At 46.8% G+C, this 15,963-nt stretch carries 14 protein-coding genes; 10 read left to right on the top strand and 4 right to left on the bottom strand.

Annotated features, from left to right (window positions below; translation table 11 throughout):
* Positions 1-186: 186 nt before the first annotated feature.
* Together BQ5591_RS09460 and BQ5591_RS09455 are read left to right on the top strand one after the other, a co-directional pair.
* The gene (locus BQ5591_RS09460; RefSeq protein WP_071149409.1) at positions 187-1,629 is read left to right on the top strand and encodes a sensor histidine kinase; all 1,443 of its coding nucleotides are present in this window, start codon (positions 187-189) and stop codon (positions 1,627-1,629) included.
* On the top strand, positions 1,626-2,309 hold the full coding sequence (locus tag BQ5591_RS09455) for a response regulator transcription factor (RefSeq protein WP_022162267.1): 684 nt from the start codon (positions 1,626-1,628) through the stop codon (positions 2,307-2,309). The genes BQ5591_RS09460 and BQ5591_RS09455 overlap by 4 nt, the downstream gene beginning before the upstream one ends.
* Positions 2,310-2,651: 342 nt before the next feature.
* Here BQ5591_RS09455 and BQ5591_RS09450 read toward each other — a convergent pair whose 3' ends face one another.
* Together BQ5591_RS09450 and BQ5591_RS09445 are read right to left on the bottom strand one after the other, a co-directional pair.
* Positions 2,652-2,897, bottom strand: coding sequence for a hypothetical protein (locus BQ5591_RS09450; protein WP_394331803.1), 246 nt, complete (start codon positions 2,895-2,897; stop codon positions 2,652-2,654).
* A 53-nt stretch (positions 2,898-2,950) separates the two neighbouring features.
* The gene (locus BQ5591_RS09445; protein WP_071149120.1) at positions 2,951-3,208 is read right to left on the bottom strand and encodes a hypothetical protein; all 258 of its coding nucleotides are present in this window, start codon (positions 3,206-3,208) and stop codon (positions 2,951-2,953) included.
* Between the two features lie 956 nt (positions 3,209-4,164).
* On the opposite strand from BQ5591_RS09445, the gene BQ5591_RS09435 reads away from it, so the two are divergent.
* The 8 genes from BQ5591_RS09435 to BQ5591_RS09400 all read left to right on the top strand — a co-directional run bounded on the left by BQ5591_RS09435 (position 4,165) and on the right by BQ5591_RS09400 (position 13,978).
* A complete protein-coding gene (locus tag BQ5591_RS09435) occupies positions 4,165-5,358 on the top strand; it encodes a 6-bladed beta-propeller (RefSeq protein ID WP_159434446.1) in 1,194 nt (397 codons plus the stop codon).
* Between the two features lie 130 nt (positions 5,359-5,488).
* Positions 5,489-5,905: a methylmalonyl-CoA epimerase gene (mce, locus tag BQ5591_RS09430; RefSeq protein ID WP_021847717.1), complete on the top strand. Its 417-nt coding sequence runs from the start codon at positions 5,489-5,491 to the stop codon at positions 5,903-5,905.
* Positions 5,906-6,101: 196 nt separating this feature from the next.
* On the top strand, positions 6,102-7,655 hold the full coding sequence (locus tag BQ5591_RS09425; RefSeq protein WP_022162262.1) for an acyl-CoA carboxylase subunit beta: 1,554 nt from the start codon (positions 6,102-6,104) through the stop codon (positions 7,653-7,655).
* A gap of 15 nt (positions 7,656-7,670) precedes the next feature.
* Positions 7,671-8,621, top strand: a complete 951-nt coding sequence (locus tag BQ5591_RS09420) for an OadG family transporter subunit (RefSeq protein ID WP_071149117.1) — start codon at positions 7,671-7,673, stop codon at positions 8,619-8,621.
* A 30-nt stretch (positions 8,622-8,651) separates the two neighbouring features.
* A complete protein-coding gene (locus BQ5591_RS09415; protein WP_022162260.1) occupies positions 8,652-9,083 on the top strand; it encodes an acetyl-CoA carboxylase biotin carboxyl carrier protein in 432 nt (143 codons plus the stop codon).
* Positions 9,084-9,087: 4 nt separating this feature from the next.
* Positions 9,088-10,254, top strand: coding sequence for a sodium ion-translocating decarboxylase subunit beta (locus tag BQ5591_RS09410; protein WP_022162259.1), 1,167 nt, complete (start codon positions 9,088-9,090; stop codon positions 10,252-10,254).
* 418 nt (positions 10,255-10,672) lie between these two features.
* The gene (locus BQ5591_RS09405; RefSeq protein ID WP_071149116.1) at positions 10,673-12,001 is read left to right on the top strand and encodes a tetratricopeptide repeat protein; all 1,329 of its coding nucleotides are present in this window, start codon (positions 10,673-10,675) and stop codon (positions 11,999-12,001) included.
* Between the two features lie 123 nt (positions 12,002-12,124).
* The gene (locus tag BQ5591_RS09400; RefSeq protein ID WP_071149115.1) at positions 12,125-13,978 is read left to right on the top strand and encodes a glycoside hydrolase family 13 protein; all 1,854 of its coding nucleotides are present in this window, start codon (positions 12,125-12,127) and stop codon (positions 13,976-13,978) included.
* Between the two features lie 168 nt (positions 13,979-14,146).
* Here the strand turns inward: BQ5591_RS09400 and BQ5591_RS09395 are convergent, their stop codons facing one another.
* Both BQ5591_RS09395 and BQ5591_RS09390 read right to left on the bottom strand, forming a co-directional pair.
* Positions 14,147-15,049, bottom strand: coding sequence for a cation diffusion facilitator family transporter (locus BQ5591_RS09395; protein ID WP_071149114.1), 903 nt, complete (start codon positions 15,047-15,049; stop codon positions 14,147-14,149).
* 328 nt (positions 15,050-15,377) lie between these two features.
* A complete protein-coding gene (locus BQ5591_RS09390) occupies positions 15,378-15,827 on the bottom strand; it encodes a cupin domain-containing protein (RefSeq protein WP_071149113.1) in 450 nt (149 codons plus the stop codon).
* Positions 15,828-15,963: the final 136 nt, after the last annotated feature.

Raw genomic sequence — 15,963 nt, 5'->3', positions numbered from 1 at the left:
TATATTGAACGTATTTTCATAAGAATATTCGCATTACTTTTTTTGTGCAAAGGTATCGGGGCCGTGACAGACTGAGAAAAATAATCATTATCCTATTCTTATAGAATTATTATTAAATTATTATGGCCGATTAATATTGCCTTGCCCATGCTGTCCATTCAATTCAAATTGCCATATATTTGCATTATGGAAAAAAGAATCAAAATACTGAATTACCTGACAGTAATTGTCATCGTGTTATTTGCCATCGTGCAGGGCAAATGGCTTTATTCCCGATATAAGTACACGGTACAAACCTGTGCGGATACACTTTACAGTCGTGTATTTGAATCCGTTGATGAATACAACAAGGTGCGTCAGAGTGCGGTCAATAACGAAATTGCCGTTGAATATACGACCAGACGGTTTGTAAAAGGAGATACTGAGATGTTTTTATTTGATATCTATACGGCAGATATGCGCCGGTGTTCGGCAATTGACTCACTTTCGGCTGATTTGTTTTCCCGAATATATGAAACGCAACACCCTGACTGGTTAGATAGAGAAGTACAAGTGATTGTTGTCAAACAGGATCGGAAAGAATCGGAGGTTCTTGATGCGATAGAACGCAACTGTCTTAACAGACGGTTCCCGTTTTCAGCTGAGAAGCTCGACACGATAATGCAGTCTAACAACATCAGGCTCGATACCATTTTCACCGAAACAGCGGACTCGATAGTCTGGGAAGCTTCCCGTACGGAATGGGGGGCGTTGTTCCATCCTGTACTCTCCATAACCTATCCCTACGACATTCTTGGCAAGAAGCTGGTACGAATGGATTGCCCAATTGCATTGCCGCTGATTATAAGAGAAATGTCGGATATTCTGTTCTTTTCATTCGCCTTATCTGTTTTATTGATTGTTTGCCTTGTTGCGCAAATTACCACGATCCGCAAACAGCGTAAAATAGAAAATCTCCGGTCAGACTTTATACAAACCATGATTCACGAACTGAAACGTCCGATTGCAACGCTCAAAATGTGTGTCTCCTATATGGGTAATGAACGCCTTATGAAAGACATTGCGGGGCGGCAAATGGTCGTAGCGGATTCCCATACGGCATTGGACAGCCTGTCTGCTTTGTTTTCCAAACTGAGGGATTTGACCTTCAGCAAGGCAACCGAGATACCACTTAATATTTCAGCATTCAGTCTGCACGATTTGCTGGATGCGTGTATCCATAAACTGAATGTACCAAGTGACAAGAATGTCCATATCGTTGTTCTTCCTCACGAGGATATGATTATCACTGCTGACAGGATGCACATGATTAATATTATCGAGAATCTGTTGGAGAATGCAGTAAAATACTCGCGCGAAAAGGCTGAAATCGAAATAGATTATCGGAAATGTGACAATGACCACGTCCGTCTCTCAGTTAAAGATAATGGATTTGGCATTCCTAAATCAGAACAAGGACATGTTTTTGAAAAATTCTATCGTGGGCGGATTGGCTTTGATAAAAACATAGCAGGCATGGGACTCGGACTGGCTTATGTCCGCATGCTTGTTGAAGCACACCGGGGTAATATACGCATAGAAAGTGAGCTGAATCATGGAAGTTCTTTTATTATAGAGTTACCACAATGAATAAAAATGAAATACATATTTTGTTGGTTGACGATGACAGGCAGAACTCATTGCTTTTGAAACGTTTCTTGGAGCTCGAAGGATATTCGGTAGCCTACGCTTCCGATGGGGCTGCGGCATGGGAAATGTATAACCACCAACATCCCGACTTGATATTGCTGGATGTGAACATGCCTGTAATGAACGGATTCGAACTTGCACAGAAAATCCGTGAAACGGATAATGAGGTATTCCTGTTTTTTCTGACTGACCGTACGGAAAAGGCAGACCGGCTGAAGGGCTTCCACTTGAAAGGCAATGACTATATTCCCAAACCGTTTTATCCTGAAGAGCTGATTGCGAGAATTGACGAACGGTTTGAAAACAGGAAAGTTGATGTTCAATGTCGCTATATGATTGGGAAAACATTATTTGACAGCCAAAATTCATCAGTCACATACGATGGGATAACCCGTAATCTATCGGCACGTCAGACGGATATTCTGGTCCTGTTGTCACGAAGTGTCGGCATACTGGTGACGCGGGATGAAATTCTGAATCAGGTATGGGGCGACATCAGCTATTCTAATTCCATGTCTTTGAATGTGCAGATTACTTATTTACGGCATATTCTTGCTCCTGATAATGCCATTAATATTGTTTCTGTTAAGAAAAAAGGATATATTCTTCAGATACAATGACAAGCTACAAAGAATAAGTCTTTGATCTCATGGTTTGATTGGACAATCAATATGCTAACATAATAACCATGATCTCAGCGTCACACCCAAAGGACTTTATTGCAATCGTTTAAGCAAAAGGATCATTCTCGTTAGCATCCTCAAATCAGCCTCAGATTGGCCGCGATGCCCACGGCCTCAGTGATGTTTTCTGCGTGTAGCTTCTCGAAGAGTTTCTTCTTGTGGAACTAATCGGCCCCTCTATTGGGTACAGCTTACTTCCATAAAAAACTATAACCTTGAAGTTCGCTCTTGCAAGCAGGAACGGCTGGGGCTTACGATTGCATAGTCATGAAAAAATTGTTATACATCTTTCTGCTGCAGATTTTTTCCCATTTTCTTATCGTATGCCTGACCTCTGGGCACCAGATAGAGAAACATGACGCAGTCATCCACTATCTGTACATGATAGCTGAAGAAGGCACGATAACTGCCTATTCTCAGACGGTAGATAAACTCAAAATCTACCAGTTTCTTGCAGTCCGTCAGTTCCTCGATGTTTCCGGCATTGATAACTTCCTGTACTGCCTGACGCACTGAATCCAGCATTTTTCCGGAGAGTTTGCGGACTGCCTTTTCAAACTCCTTTGAAAATTCAACCCTCATTTCTCAGTAACCCCCAGCCAATCCATAAATTCCTTACGCTCGTTCTTATCCAGCTTGACCTTTCCGTCCGGGTAATTCTCGGTCATATAGCGGTAGGCTTCGCTGTCATCGTACTCTTCGGCTGTCTTGTCGAGCAGGTTTTCTATCAGTTTCTTCAGGTTTGTACCCTGGCGTGCTGCCATGACTGAAAGAACCTTAAACGTGTCCTCCTTCAGGTCGATAATCTTTTTCTTGTATGTTACTGTTGCTTCCATTATTCCGTCTTTTTTGCAAATATATAAAATATATACGATATATATGATATATATTGCTTTTTCTTTTAAGGTGTTCCCGTCAGGTTGGACTTTCCGCTGCAATCTTTAACGCATAATTTACCTACCCCTCTAAGGCATCAATAAAAAGGTGGTCCATTTCACCTGCTTGCGAGGTAAAGTTTCACCGTAACCTTTTGAGGATAAAACATTTGCAGTGAAAGATAATTAAAATAAAGCAGATGAACAACGGTGTTTTCATTGAATGAGCGTGAAACTTATCTTTCACCATATTCATCTGATTATCAGCACAGATATCTCCAGGTGAAAGCGTGAACCCAATTTCTCCTTTTCTCTTATTTATCTGTGTAAATCCACCCATTCTGCGTTGTTCGCATATCTATCCTTCACCCGCGTTATTCATTTTAATCATTCATTTTTCATTTTCAAAGTGCCACTTGACGCTCGTAACTACCTACTTTAGCCAGACAACATCGGTAGTTAGCCAACCTAACAAACAATGCTGCCGAATGTGACAAGCAATGTCGCCGAGTTTCACAAGCAATCCCGTCAGGTTTTGCCTGCAAAGTCCACGAGTATTGTCTGCAAAGCCCACGAGTATTGCAAGTGTTGCTCGCGAGCCGTACAAGTGTCGCTCGTGAGCCGTGCAAGTGTCGCTCATGAGCCATGCAAGTATCACTCATGCCTACCGCATAGCAACGTACTTCCTGCCTGTATCGCGTAAGAGTTTGTGTTCTTCAGCCTCTCCTTTCAGCAGTTCGCCTGGATGTATAAAACCACCATCCATCTATACATATTGTTAATTTCAGCCAAAATACATCTACAAAACAAAAAAACTCTTATTTTTAAGTCCAATAAACATTTCAAGAAGGTGAATCCTTAATTAATTGAGAGCGTTAATAATGAATGCCGCCAACCTGAATAAAACAGTACGTTATATGAAAAAACACAAGACTATACTCCCCGCTTACCACAACCTATGGAAACTGCTATGCCTATCCGCCTATCTGTTGGCTACAATGTACCTGCAAAGCTGCATCAATCGTCCCTCCTCTTATACTTGCGACCTGGATGCACTTGAAACGACACCGATTGCCTACAAGTCTTCTATCTACAAGAACGTAAAATTAGTTTTCCTCGACAGTTATCCACCTATTTCCTCCATCAAGAAAATGCTGGAAAACGAAGGGAACCTATACATTCTGGATACGGACAACCACCTGCATGCCTTCACCAACACCGGCAAATACCTGCACACGATAGGCGCAACCGACACAGACTTTGAAAAATACAAGAAAATTTCCGATTTCACGATAGCCTCTGAAGACAACTGTATCTATGCGATAGATACCGGAGCTCAAGCCATTCATACGTACGACCTGCTTACCGGACATTTTATTGAGTCCAAAAAACTGGACGACACACATTATCGAAGCCAGTACATAGCCTATGCCGAAGGCTTTCTCTACACCGATTTACTTCCCTTGCATGGTGGAAAACACTTGCTCCGTCGGTTGGGCCGGACAGCCAAAGAAGCTGATACATACCTGTTGCAGCAGGAAACAAACAACCTGACAAGCAAATATCAGCAAACATCCTCACCCTTTTTCCATGCTTCACATGGCGGGTTTTACTTCATACCCCCACTTTGCAATATTATTTTTGAACTGAAAAAAGGGAAAATCAACCCATTTCTGACAGTAAACAGCAAAAACTTTAGCGATAAAACCAGCCTCCCCCAATCTGCCGGCAAGGACGAAGAACAATCAAACCTTTCCAATAGAATTCATTACATCTACAATTGCATAGTCAACAGTCATCTTGTGTCTTTCAGTTATCTGCAAGAAAACACGCCAGCCACCGTCGTGAAAATGAAAGACAGCCCAAACATACTGAAAACCGACATGCTGACAGATGATCTGTTATTCAAGAAAGAAAACGTCGTTTACCTTCCCTTACACTATGCAACGACTAACTTCAACGGCGATTATTATTATCTGAATCCTCCGGGCGTCTCAATGCTGAAGGAATATGCCGATGCCGGTTATTTACTTTCCGACAGCAAAACCGACAGCAACAACAACCTTGCAGAAGAATTGCGCCCTATAATATTGTATTATACCTATAAGTAAATAGAAAATTAACACTCCCCCTGCCACGAATTAATTGGCGAAATATTTCTTTATTCAACAAGAATTGCCTTACTTTGTACTGTTTTATCCCCTTACGAGGAGTTTTATACCAACATTAATAAAAATAGTTATGAAGATTTCACACATTGAACATCTGGGCATCGCCGTAAAAAGCATCGAAGAAGCCCTTCCGTACTACGAAAATGTATTAGGTCTGAAGTGTTACAACATCGAAACAGTAGAAGACCAAAAAGTTAGAACTGCTTTTCTGAAAGTGGGTGACGTAAAAATAGAATTGCTCGAACCGACAAGCCCCGAAAGCACCATCGCCAAATTCATCGAGAAGAACAATGGCAACGGTGGTATGCACCACTTGGCATTTGCCATCGAAGACGGCGTAGCCAACGCATTGGCTTCGGCTGAAGCTGCCGGAATCCGTCTTATCGACAAAGCTCCGCGCAAAGGTGCAGAAGGCCTGAACATCGCTTTCCTCCACCCGAAATCAACACTGGGTGTACTGACTGAATTATGCGAAAAGCCTGAATAAACAAGGACGGATGTCTTTTCTGATTCCAAAGGGAATATCCGGACGATAGGAAATCTAAAAAAACAACTAGCCTTTTCCACCTTCCGGACTTTGGAATCAGAAAAAAGCATCCAGTCCAACTTTTCCTGTAAACATCGAAATTCCCAACTCTGAATCAGAAAATCAGAAAAATATTTAAATTCTAAAATTTATCAAAATGAGTAACCAGCTTGAAAAGATTAAAGAGCTTATTGAACTTCGTGCTCAGGCTCGTTTAGGTGGTGGCGAAAAGGCTATTGAGAAACAACATGCCAAAGGCAAATATACAGCCCGCGAGCGTATAGCCCAACTGCTTGACGAAGGCAGTTTCGAAGAAATGGATATGTTCGTAAAACACAGATGTACCAACTTCGGACAGGACAAAAAACACTTCTTGGGCGACGGTGTCGTAACCGGTTGCGGAACCATTGAAGGACGTTTGGTATACGTATTCGCACAGGACTTCACTGTATTCGGCGGTTCATTGTCTGAAACAATGGCACAGAAAATCTGTAAGGTAATGGATATGGCCATGAAGATGGGCGCTCCTGTTATCGGAATCAACGACTCGGGTGGTGCACGTATCCAGGAAGGTATCAACGCCTTGGCCGGATATGCTGAAATCTTCCAACGCAACATTATGGCTTCGGGTGTCATCCCGCAGATCTCCGGAATCTTTGGCCCCTGCGCCGGTGGTGCCGTTTACTCACCTGCCCTGACCGACTTTACTCTGATGACCGAAGGTACTTCTTACATGTTCCTGACTGGTCCTGCTGTAGTTAAGACTGTAACAGGCGAAGACGTAACTCAGGAAGACCTCGGTGGTGCCAGCGTACACGCTTCCAAGTCTGGTGTTACTCACTTCACTGCAGCAACAGGCGAAGAAGGTCTGGCCATCATCCGCAAGCTGTTGAGCTACATTCCCCAGAACAACCTGGAAGAAGCTCCTATCGTAGCCTGCACCGACCCGATCGATCGTCTGGAAGACTCACTGAACGAAATTATCCCCGATAATCCGAACAAGCCGTACGATATGTACGAAGTAATCGGTGCCATCATCGACAACGGCGAATTCCTCGAAGTACAAAAGGATTACGCCAAGAACCTGATTATCGGTTTCGCCCGCATGAACGGACAGTCAGTAGGTATTGTTGCCAACCAGCCTAAATATCTGGCAGGTGTGCTCGACTGCAACGCTTCACGTAAAGGCGCACGTTTCGTACGCTTCTGCGATGCCTTCAACATTCCTTTGGTAACACTGGTCGACGTACCGGGATTCTTGCCGGGTACAGGACAGGAATACAACGCTGTCATCCTGCACGGAGCCAAGTTGCTGTATGCCTACGGCGAAGCTACAGTGCCCAAAGTTACCGTAACATTGCGTAAGTCTTACGGTGGTTCTCACATCGTGATGAGCTGTAAGCAGCTGCGTGGCGACATCAACTACGCATGGCCTACTGCCGAAATCGCCGTTATGGGTGGCGCAGGTGCCGTTGCCGTATTGTATGCCAAGGAAGCCAAGGAACACGAAAATCCTGCTCAATTCCTTGCAGAAAAAGAAGCCGAATATACCAAGCTGTTCGCCAACCCGTACAATGCAGCCAAGTATGGTTACATCGACGACGTTATCGAACCGCGCAACACTCGTTTCCGCGTTATTCGCGCTTTGCAACAGCTGCAAACTAAGAAACTGACTAACCCTGCCAAGAAGCACGGTAATATTCCACTTTAACAAAATCTTCCGATTATGAACAAAAAGAAAATAGGAATACTTATCGCAGCGTTCATGACAGTTTGCGGCGGTGCTTTTGCACAAAGTGCCAGTAGCCTCTGCATCAACGAAGTATTGGTGAACAACAAAGACAACTTCCAGGACGATTATGGCAAGCATAACGCATGGATCGAGATCTTTAACACCTCGTTCGCCACAGTTGATATCCGCAACTGCTATCTGACCAACGATAAGAGAGTATTGGATAAAAGCCTGTCGGCACCCGAACGTGCTGCCATGATGTATCCGATACCCAAGGGAGACGTATTGACCAAGATTCCTCCCCGTCAGCACCTGCTCTTCTGGGCAGACAACGAACCCAAGCGTGGCAACTTCCACCTGAACTTCAAGCTCGATTCTGTTGGTCCGAACTGGATCGCCCTGTACGATGCCAACGGAACTACTTTGCTCGACTCAATCACTATCCCCGCCAATATCCCGGTAGACTGCTCCTACGGTCTGGTAGTAGATGGAGTAAAGGAGAGCGGATGGACAGTCATGGGAATCAACGGCCACTACGTGACACCCAGTACCAACAACAAGACGCTTGACTCCAACGAGAAAATCGATGGCTTCAAGATGAAAGACCCTGTGGGAGTAGGTATGGCAATCATGGCTATGCTTGTTGTGTTCTTTGGTTTGATCCTGCTGTATATTGCCTTCAAGATTGTGGGCAACATTGGTGCAGGCTTCATCAAGCGCAATGCCATGCGTGCACATGGCATTACCGACAAACAGGAAGCCAAGGAAAAAGCCATCGGAACTGAATCAGGAGAAATATTTGCTGCCATCGCCATGGCATTGCACGAGTATCAGGACAATGTACATGACATCGAAGACACCATCCTTACTATTAATAAGGTAAAACGCAACTATTCTCCTTGGAATTCGAAGATCTATACATTGCGTCAAACGCCGCATAAGTAAATCAATACTTACCATAAAAACTAAAGAAAAATGAAACAATATAAGTATAAAATCAATGGTAACCTCTATAACGTTACTGTTAATGATGTAGAAGACAACATTGCACGTGTAGAGGTCAACGGTACTCCCTACAACGTAGAGTTGGACAAGCCCCTGAAAGTTGCTCCCAAACCTATTGTTCGCCCGGCTGCTGCACCTAAGACCGCTACCGGAGCACCTGTCGTTTCACGTCCGGCCGCTCCTGCCAAGAACAGCGGCGTGAAGTCTCCGCTGCCAGGTGTTATCCTCGACATCAAAGTGAAAGAAGGCGATATGGTGAAGAAAGGACAGGTAATCGTTATCCTGGAAGCCATGAAGATGGAAAACAACATCAATGCCGACAGAGACGGAAAAGTTACTGCAATCAAAGTTAACAAAGGTGATTCTGTTCTCGAAGGAACGGATTTAATTATAATCGAATAAGTTTATGGAAGAAGTAAGCTTTTTATCATTTATTGGCGATAACCTGGTCGACTTCTGGGGGTATACGGGATTTGCGAATGCAACTTCCGGACACCTTATCATGATCTTGGTAGGTTTGTTCTTCTTGTTCCTGGCTATCAAGAAGAATTTTGAGCCGATGCTGCTGATTCCTATCGGATTCGGTATTCTGATCGGTAATATCCCGTTCAAGATTGACGCCGGCCTCGAAGTAGGTATCTACGAAGAAGGCTCTGTGCTCAACATCTTGTATCAGGGTGTAAAGACTGGCTGGTATCCGCCGTTGGTATTCCTCGGTATTGGTGCCATGACCGACTTCTCTGCACTGATATCCAACCCGAAACTGATGCTGGTAGGTGCTGCCGCCCAGTTCGGTATCTTTGGTGCCTATATGATTGCCCTTGCATTGGGATTCGAGCCTAACCAGGCTGCCGGTATCGCCATCATCGGTGGCGCCGACGGTCCGACGGCTATCTTCCTTTCTTCCAAGCTGGCTCCCAACCTGATGGGTGCTATTGCCGTATCAGCCTACTCGTACATGGCGCTCGTACCTATCATACAGCCGCCTATCATGCGTTTGCTGACTACCAAAAAGGAAAAACTGATCCGTATGAAACCGGCTCGTGCCGTATCTCATACCGAAAAGATCATGTTCCCCATCATCGGTCTGTTGCTTACCTGCTTCCTGGTACCGTCTGGTCTGCCCCTGCTGGGTATGCTGTTCTTCGGTAACCTGCTGAAGGAAAGTGGCGTAACACGCCGCCTGGCCGAAACAGCCAGCGGTCCGTTGACGGATGCTATCACTATCCTGCTGGGTGTAACGGTAGGTGCTTCTACTCAGGCTTCCGAGTTCCTGACACTGAACACTATCTTCATCTTCTTCCTGGGATTCTGTGCATTCATCATCGCCAGCGCTTCAGGTGTGTTGTTCGTTAAGTTCTTCAACCTGTTCCTGAGAAAGGGTAATAAGATCAATCCGCTTATCGGTAATGCCGGTGTATCTGCCGTTCCGATGTCGGCACGTATCTCGCAGAATGTCGGTCTGGAATACGACCCGACCAACTACCTGCTGATGCACGCCATGGGTCCGAACGTAGCCGGTGTAATCGGTTCGGCCGTAGCAGCCGGTGTGTTGCTGGGATTCCTTATCTAATCAGTAGAGATTATCCGGAAATCTTTTCCGGATCGGAACATAAGTGTTGCACACACTACAGACGCCTTTCCGCTAACTTGCGGAAGGGCGTCTTCTTTTTTACCGTTACCCCACTGCCGGACAAATGTTTTCCCCTTCCATAGCCGTTCCGTCAGCAACCTCCTAAAAACACTGTCTTTTTTTCCCAGTTAGGGAAAAATTCCTGCCCAGTTAGAGAAAATTTTTTTCCCAGTTAGGCAATTATTCTCCCCCAACTGACTACGAAACAGCACACTTCCCTTCCCACCCTGTTCGCAACTGAGGCATACACGTACAAACAATAGTTAAAATATACAAAGCGTATACTACGATAATATCGTAATCGATTTATATTTATTATATTGCAGCAGTTTTACGATCAATCATTTTAATTCATCACATGAAAAAGGTCCTTATTTACCTGCTTCTACCCGCTTTCACTCCATTCCTGAAAGCACAACAAGTACAGTCCATCCAGGAAGCGATGGCCAACTACGATTATGAAAATGCACTGACCCTCATTGCGCACGAAGATTCGCTCACCGTTCCCCTGCTTTATCAGAAAGGAAGGGCACTGAAAGGCCTCGGAAGAAACGCCGAAGCACTGGACGTATTCCGACTGCTCACCGTGCAGGACTCACTCAACCCACGGGCTTACATCGAGGCTGGCGAATGTTACAAGACACTGGGCAAGTTCCAGCCCGCCCTGCAATGCTACCGCCGCGTACTCGATCTGAAGCCCGACCATAAATATGCCCATATTCAGTACATTGGCCAGCTGCTGAACCTGCAGAAGTATCAGGAAGCCTTAGGCGAAAGCACCTCACTGGCCGAGCAGGACAGTTCTGCCACCATACTCCACCTGAAGGCACAAAGCCTGGAAGGACTCTACACCGACCCTAACATCCTGATAGGTGCCTATATGGAGATAAATGACCGCTATCCCGAAGACTACCTCGCCGCCTCGAAGCTGGCAAGCCTGTACATACAGAACAATTACTACGACTATGCCATCGAAACCTGCGAAGACTACCGGAAAACAGACACGACCAATGTCACCATCAACCGTCTGGAAGCCCAGGCATACTGTCTGAACAAAGAATATGCCAAGGCTTTGGAACGCTATCTCCCGCTGCTGGCTCAGGGAGACAGCTCCTTCTACAACTGCTATTACGCAGGCATCAGCCACTATGCCCTGAACCAGCCCTACGAAGCTCACGACCTGCTACAAGCAGCCCGCAAACTGGCTCCCGAACACGTTGACCTGCTCTACTACCTGGGGAAAGCCTGTTCCAAAACGCTATGGAAGGAGAAAGGGGTGGAATATCTGGAAGACGCCATCAGCCTGGCATTTCCCAAAGACAGTGTCGTGGCAAGACTTTATGACGGCCTGGCCGACTGCTGTCGGGAAGCCGGCGAAACACGCAAGCAGATCAAGGCATTGATGCAGCAATACAAATACGCACCACAAGCCCACAACCTGCTCTACAAGGCAGCATTCGCATCGTACTACCATCTGAAGGATATGGACGAAACCGAAAAGTATCTGGAAGCCTACCTCAAGACACGCCCCCAAGACAGTAAGAACAAGCCGCAGGAAATGACCGAGGACGACGATATCATCCTCAACGAGGATAATCGCTACAATGCTGCCGAAGCATGGCTGAATGACTTGCGGAAAAGGAAGAAAGTAGAGAATTTCTTCCAGGGCAGCCAAAAAGGAAAGTGACAAACCCACCGAAAAGCAAACGTTTGCATAATAAATCAGGACAGAATTGGCGGAGAACCTAAGTGTTTCTCCGCCAATTGTCTTATATTAGCCGCACAAAAAATCAACCGTAAAATTACTATCATGAAAAAGAAAGTATTCTCGCTTCTAGGAGGCGTACTGCTCTCGCTTGGTACATACGCTTCACCCAACATCGACAAGATTGATCCCCCCTTCTGGTATGCAGGCATGCAGAACCCCGAACTGCAGCTGATGGTCTATGGCGAAGGCATCGGCGACTCCCGCGTCACCGTAGATTATCCGGGCGTATCGCTAAGCAGCATCGTCAAGCTGGAGAGTGATAACTACCTGCTGGTCTATCTGAAACTGGACAAGGACGTACAGCCCGGCAAGATTCCCCTGACTTTTGTACAAGGTAAGAAGAAAACCGTACAGGAATACGAGCTGAAGGCACGCGCCATGAAAGGATGCGAACATAAAGGCTTCGACGCTTCGGACGCCCTTTACCTGCTGATGCCCGACCGCTTTGCCAACGGCAATCCGGACAACGACCAGGTAGAAGGCATGCTCGACGCCAAAGTAGACCGCAACGACCCGAACGCCCGTCACGGAGGCGACCTGGCCGGCATCGAACAGCATCTGGACTACTTTACCGACCTGGGTGTAACCGCTCTGTGGTTTACCCCCGTATTGGAGAACAACATGCAGAGTGGCAGCTACCACGGCTATGCCACTACCGATTACTATAAGGTAGATCCGCGCTTCGGTACCAACGAAGAATACCGCCAGCTGATAGAGAAAGCACACCAGCGCGACATCAAAGTGGTGATGGACATGATTTTCAACCACTGCGGTGTAGACCATGTATGGATCAAGGACATGCCGTCGAAGGACTGGTTCAACAACTCCGACTACCAAAACAACTTTGTACAGACTTCCTTCAAGCTCACATCGCACGTCGATCCTTATACTTCGAAGTACGACTTCGACCAAATGAACGATGGATGGTTCGTTCCGACCATGCCCGATCTGAACCAGAAGAACCCACACGTGCTGAGATACCTCATCCAGAACAGCTTCTGGTGGATTGAATATGCCAACATCGACGGCATCCGCATGGACACCTATCCTTACGCCGACTACGACGGCATGAGCCAGTGGATGAAGGAACTGAACGAAGAGTACCCCAACTACAACACGGTGGGCGAAACGTGGGTCACCGAACCTGCCTATACCGCCTGGTGGCAGAAAGACTCCAAGCTGTCTGCTCCGAAGAACAGTAACCTTAAGACGGTGATGGACTTCAGCTTCTACGACAAGATCAACATTGCCAAGAACGAGCAGACCGAAACCTGGTTCAAAGGTCTGGACCGCATATATGGTAACTTTGTATACGACTTCCTCTACCCCAACCCTGCCAGTGTATTGGCTTTCATCGAAAACCACGACACCGACCGCTTCCTGGGCGAAGGACAGAACCTGGCCATGCTGAAGCAGGCCACTACGCTGCTGCTCACCACACGCCGCATCCCGCAGCTGTACTACGGCACGGAAATCATGATGAACGGTGTAAAGACCAAGAGCGACGGATACGTGCGTTGCGACTTCCCCGGCGGATGGGCAGGCGACAAGCAGAATGCCTTTACAGCAGAAGGACGCACCGAATTGCAGAACGAATGCTACAACTTCTATAAGACCATCCTGAACTGGCGCAAGGGCAACGACGTGATTGCCAAAGGCAGCATGACACAGTTCATGGTGCAGAACGGCGTCTATGCATACGCTCGCCAATACGAAGGAAAGACCGTATTCGTGATGCTGAACGGAACGGACAGCGAAACAACCCTGCCACTGAAGTTCTACAAGGAAATCCTGAAAGACACCAAACAGGGTAAGGACATCCTGACGGGACGTACCATCAGCTTCACCGAAGACCTGAAGATGGCAGCCCGCGAATCGTTAGTCATCGAACTGTAAAACCAGCCCTCCACAAGAGGGAATAGATACGTCAGACGCAGATAAATGCCAATCATACGGTCCGGCAGCAGTCCGGATATTCCAAAGATTTGCATTTACCTGCGTCTGATGTGTCTGTTCATCGGCATGCTACCCACAACGACCTGTTCCCCGGCGGGGAGTCAGGTATCAGGGGCAGCACTCCATTTCCTTGCATACATTGCCCGCCTGCTCACACTCTATCGTACAATGCGAAACTCCGTTCTTGCGGAACGCCTCCTTCAATTCTGTCTTCACACGCTCCATCGCCGAAAGGTCGCCAAGCACCACATGCAGCGTAGCCGCGTTCTCCGTCGTACTGATGGCCCACACATGCAAATGGTGCCAACCTGCCACCCCCGACGTTTCGGATATATCGTGCTTCAGCTTCTCCATGTCAACGCCTTCGGGAACTGCATCCAACGAGAGGAACAGACTCTCTTTCAGCAATCGGTAAGTAGATACCAGAATAATGACGGCAATCACAAGGCTGACAGCCGAATCGATCCAGACCCAATCGGTGAAACTGATGATGACGCCCGAAACAACCACCCCTACCGACACCAACGTATCCATAAGCATGTGCAGGAAAGCGCCGTTGACATTGAGGTCGGCCTTGCGGTCCTTCATCAGCAGCCAGGTGGTCAGTCCGTTGATGACGATACCTGCACCGGCTGTCCACCCGATGGCTTCGCCCGACACGTCTGTCGCATTGCGCAAGCGATAGACACTTTCAATCACAATAGCCCCTACAGCCACCAGCAGGATAACGGCATTCAGCAGCGAAATCAAGATAGTGGCTTTCTTGTAACCATAGGTGAAGTGCAAACTGGCCGGATGCCGGGCCAGACGAAATGCAATGAGGGCCAGCATCAGGCTGAACACGTCGCTCAGATTGTGTCCGGCATCGGAAAGCAAACCCAACGAATTATAAACAAAGCCGACAATAGCTTCGATAAAAACGAACAGCAGATTCAACGCTATACAGACAATGAATATCTTGTAAAGCGAATCGGTCACTGCATGTGACTCGTGATGATGATGATGTTCCATACAATATATTTATTACTGATTACATTATTCTACCATGCAAAGATACGCTTTTACGAGTACAAGTGTATTTTCCGGCTCAACTTAATGTTGCCCCCATGACACTCACTCCGTCCGCCACCCCATCTTTCAGGAAGCATCCCCCTGCCGTTTGCCATTCCGGCCGGCCATCCCATCTTTCCATTCCTAAAACGAAGCAGGTACTTAATGACAAGCACCGGCATCATACACTGACGCCGGTGCTCATCAAAAAATACCCGCTATACTTACATGCCGGCTGGCATGCGATTGCCTTAAGCCGTGACGCATACCGTGCCGACGGCTGCAGCGCTTACCACTTTACTTCGTCAGTGGATATGACGCCATCGGCTGCATCTTCGGCCGTAAACGTAGCTCCCTTGTATTGCACGCAAAGCATCACAAGCGGTTCATTTCCATTGTTGCGGACAGACCGCAATCCTGCCGGGGCTACCCTTACCACGCTGCCTTCGGCCACGGGAAAAATCTGTCCGTCCACCTGAAACTCACCTTTTCCTGACAGGAAGAAATACAACTCCTCGTGAGTTTTGTGAGTATGCAGGAAGCCCGTCTCCGTTCCGGGTGCAAACGACTGAAAAGAGAACTCGGCCCCTGTGGCCTTCAAGGCAGCACCGCCGAATACCTTACCCGGGATTTTCATCTCCGGACCCAGTTCCAATACATATTCACCCAATTCGTTCAGCCGACCTACACTGATGGCGCTGAAATTCTTTGCTTCTGCAGTTTTTTCAATCTGTTTCATACGATGTTCTTGTTTATATCAATTACGATTCACGCTGCAAAGTTATCCACTAAAAAACTATTTGTCAAGAAGTTACAAATTCATCCCATACTAACCTTTTCCTCACTATTGCAGAGAATCAGGCAGTTGCGCGAAC

This window comes from Bacteroides ndongoniae, assembly GCF_900108345.1.
Classification (GTDB): Bacteria; Bacteroidota; Bacteroidia; order Bacteroidales; family Bacteroidaceae; genus Bacteroides; species Bacteroides ndongoniae.
Note: the sequence above shows the minus strand (reverse complement) of the source record. Positions and strands in the feature narration are given on the sequence as shown.

What these genes read in the sequence shown, in the direction of transcription:
- BQ5591_RS09460 (WP_071149409.1), top strand. Translation starts at nt 187, where the DNA reads ATGGAAAAAAGAATCAAAATACTGAATTACCTGACAGTAATTGTCATC.
- BQ5591_RS09455 (WP_022162267.1), top strand. Translation starts at nt 1,626, where the DNA reads ATGAATAAAAATGAAATACATATTTTGTTGGTTGACGATGACAGGCAG.
- BQ5591_RS09450 (WP_394331803.1), bottom strand. Translation starts at nt 2,897, where the DNA reads ATGCTGGATTCAGTGCGTCAGGCAGTACAGGAAGTTATCAATGCCGGA.
- BQ5591_RS09445 (WP_071149120.1), bottom strand. Translation starts at nt 3,208, where the DNA reads ATGGAAGCAACAGTAACATACAAGAAAAAGATTATCGACCTGAAGGAG.
- BQ5591_RS09435 (WP_159434446.1), top strand. Translation starts at nt 4,165, where the DNA reads ATGAAAAAACACAAGACTATACTCCCCGCTTACCACAACCTATGGAAA.
- mce (WP_021847717.1), top strand. Translation starts at nt 5,489, where the DNA reads ATGAAGATTTCACACATTGAACATCTGGGCATCGCCGTAAAAAGCATC.
- BQ5591_RS09425 (WP_022162262.1), top strand. Translation starts at nt 6,102, where the DNA reads ATGAGTAACCAGCTTGAAAAGATTAAAGAGCTTATTGAACTTCGTGCT.
- BQ5591_RS09420 (WP_071149117.1), top strand. Translation starts at nt 7,671, where the DNA reads ATGAACAAAAAGAAAATAGGAATACTTATCGCAGCGTTCATGACAGTT.
- BQ5591_RS09415 (WP_022162260.1), top strand. Translation starts at nt 8,652, where the DNA reads ATGAAACAATATAAGTATAAAATCAATGGTAACCTCTATAACGTTACT.
- BQ5591_RS09410 (WP_022162259.1), top strand. Translation starts at nt 9,088, where the DNA reads ATGGAAGAAGTAAGCTTTTTATCATTTATTGGCGATAACCTGGTCGAC.
- BQ5591_RS09405 (WP_071149116.1), top strand. Translation starts at nt 10,673, where the DNA reads ATGAAAAAGGTCCTTATTTACCTGCTTCTACCCGCTTTCACTCCATTC.
- BQ5591_RS09400 (WP_071149115.1), top strand. Translation starts at nt 12,125, where the DNA reads ATGAAAAAGAAAGTATTCTCGCTTCTAGGAGGCGTACTGCTCTCGCTT.
- BQ5591_RS09395 (WP_071149114.1), bottom strand. Translation starts at nt 15,049, where the DNA reads ATGGAACATCATCATCATCACGAGTCACATGCAGTGACCGATTCGCTT.
- BQ5591_RS09390 (WP_071149113.1), bottom strand. Translation starts at nt 15,827, where the DNA reads ATGAAACAGATTGAAAAAACTGCAGAAGCAAAGAATTTCAGCGCCATC.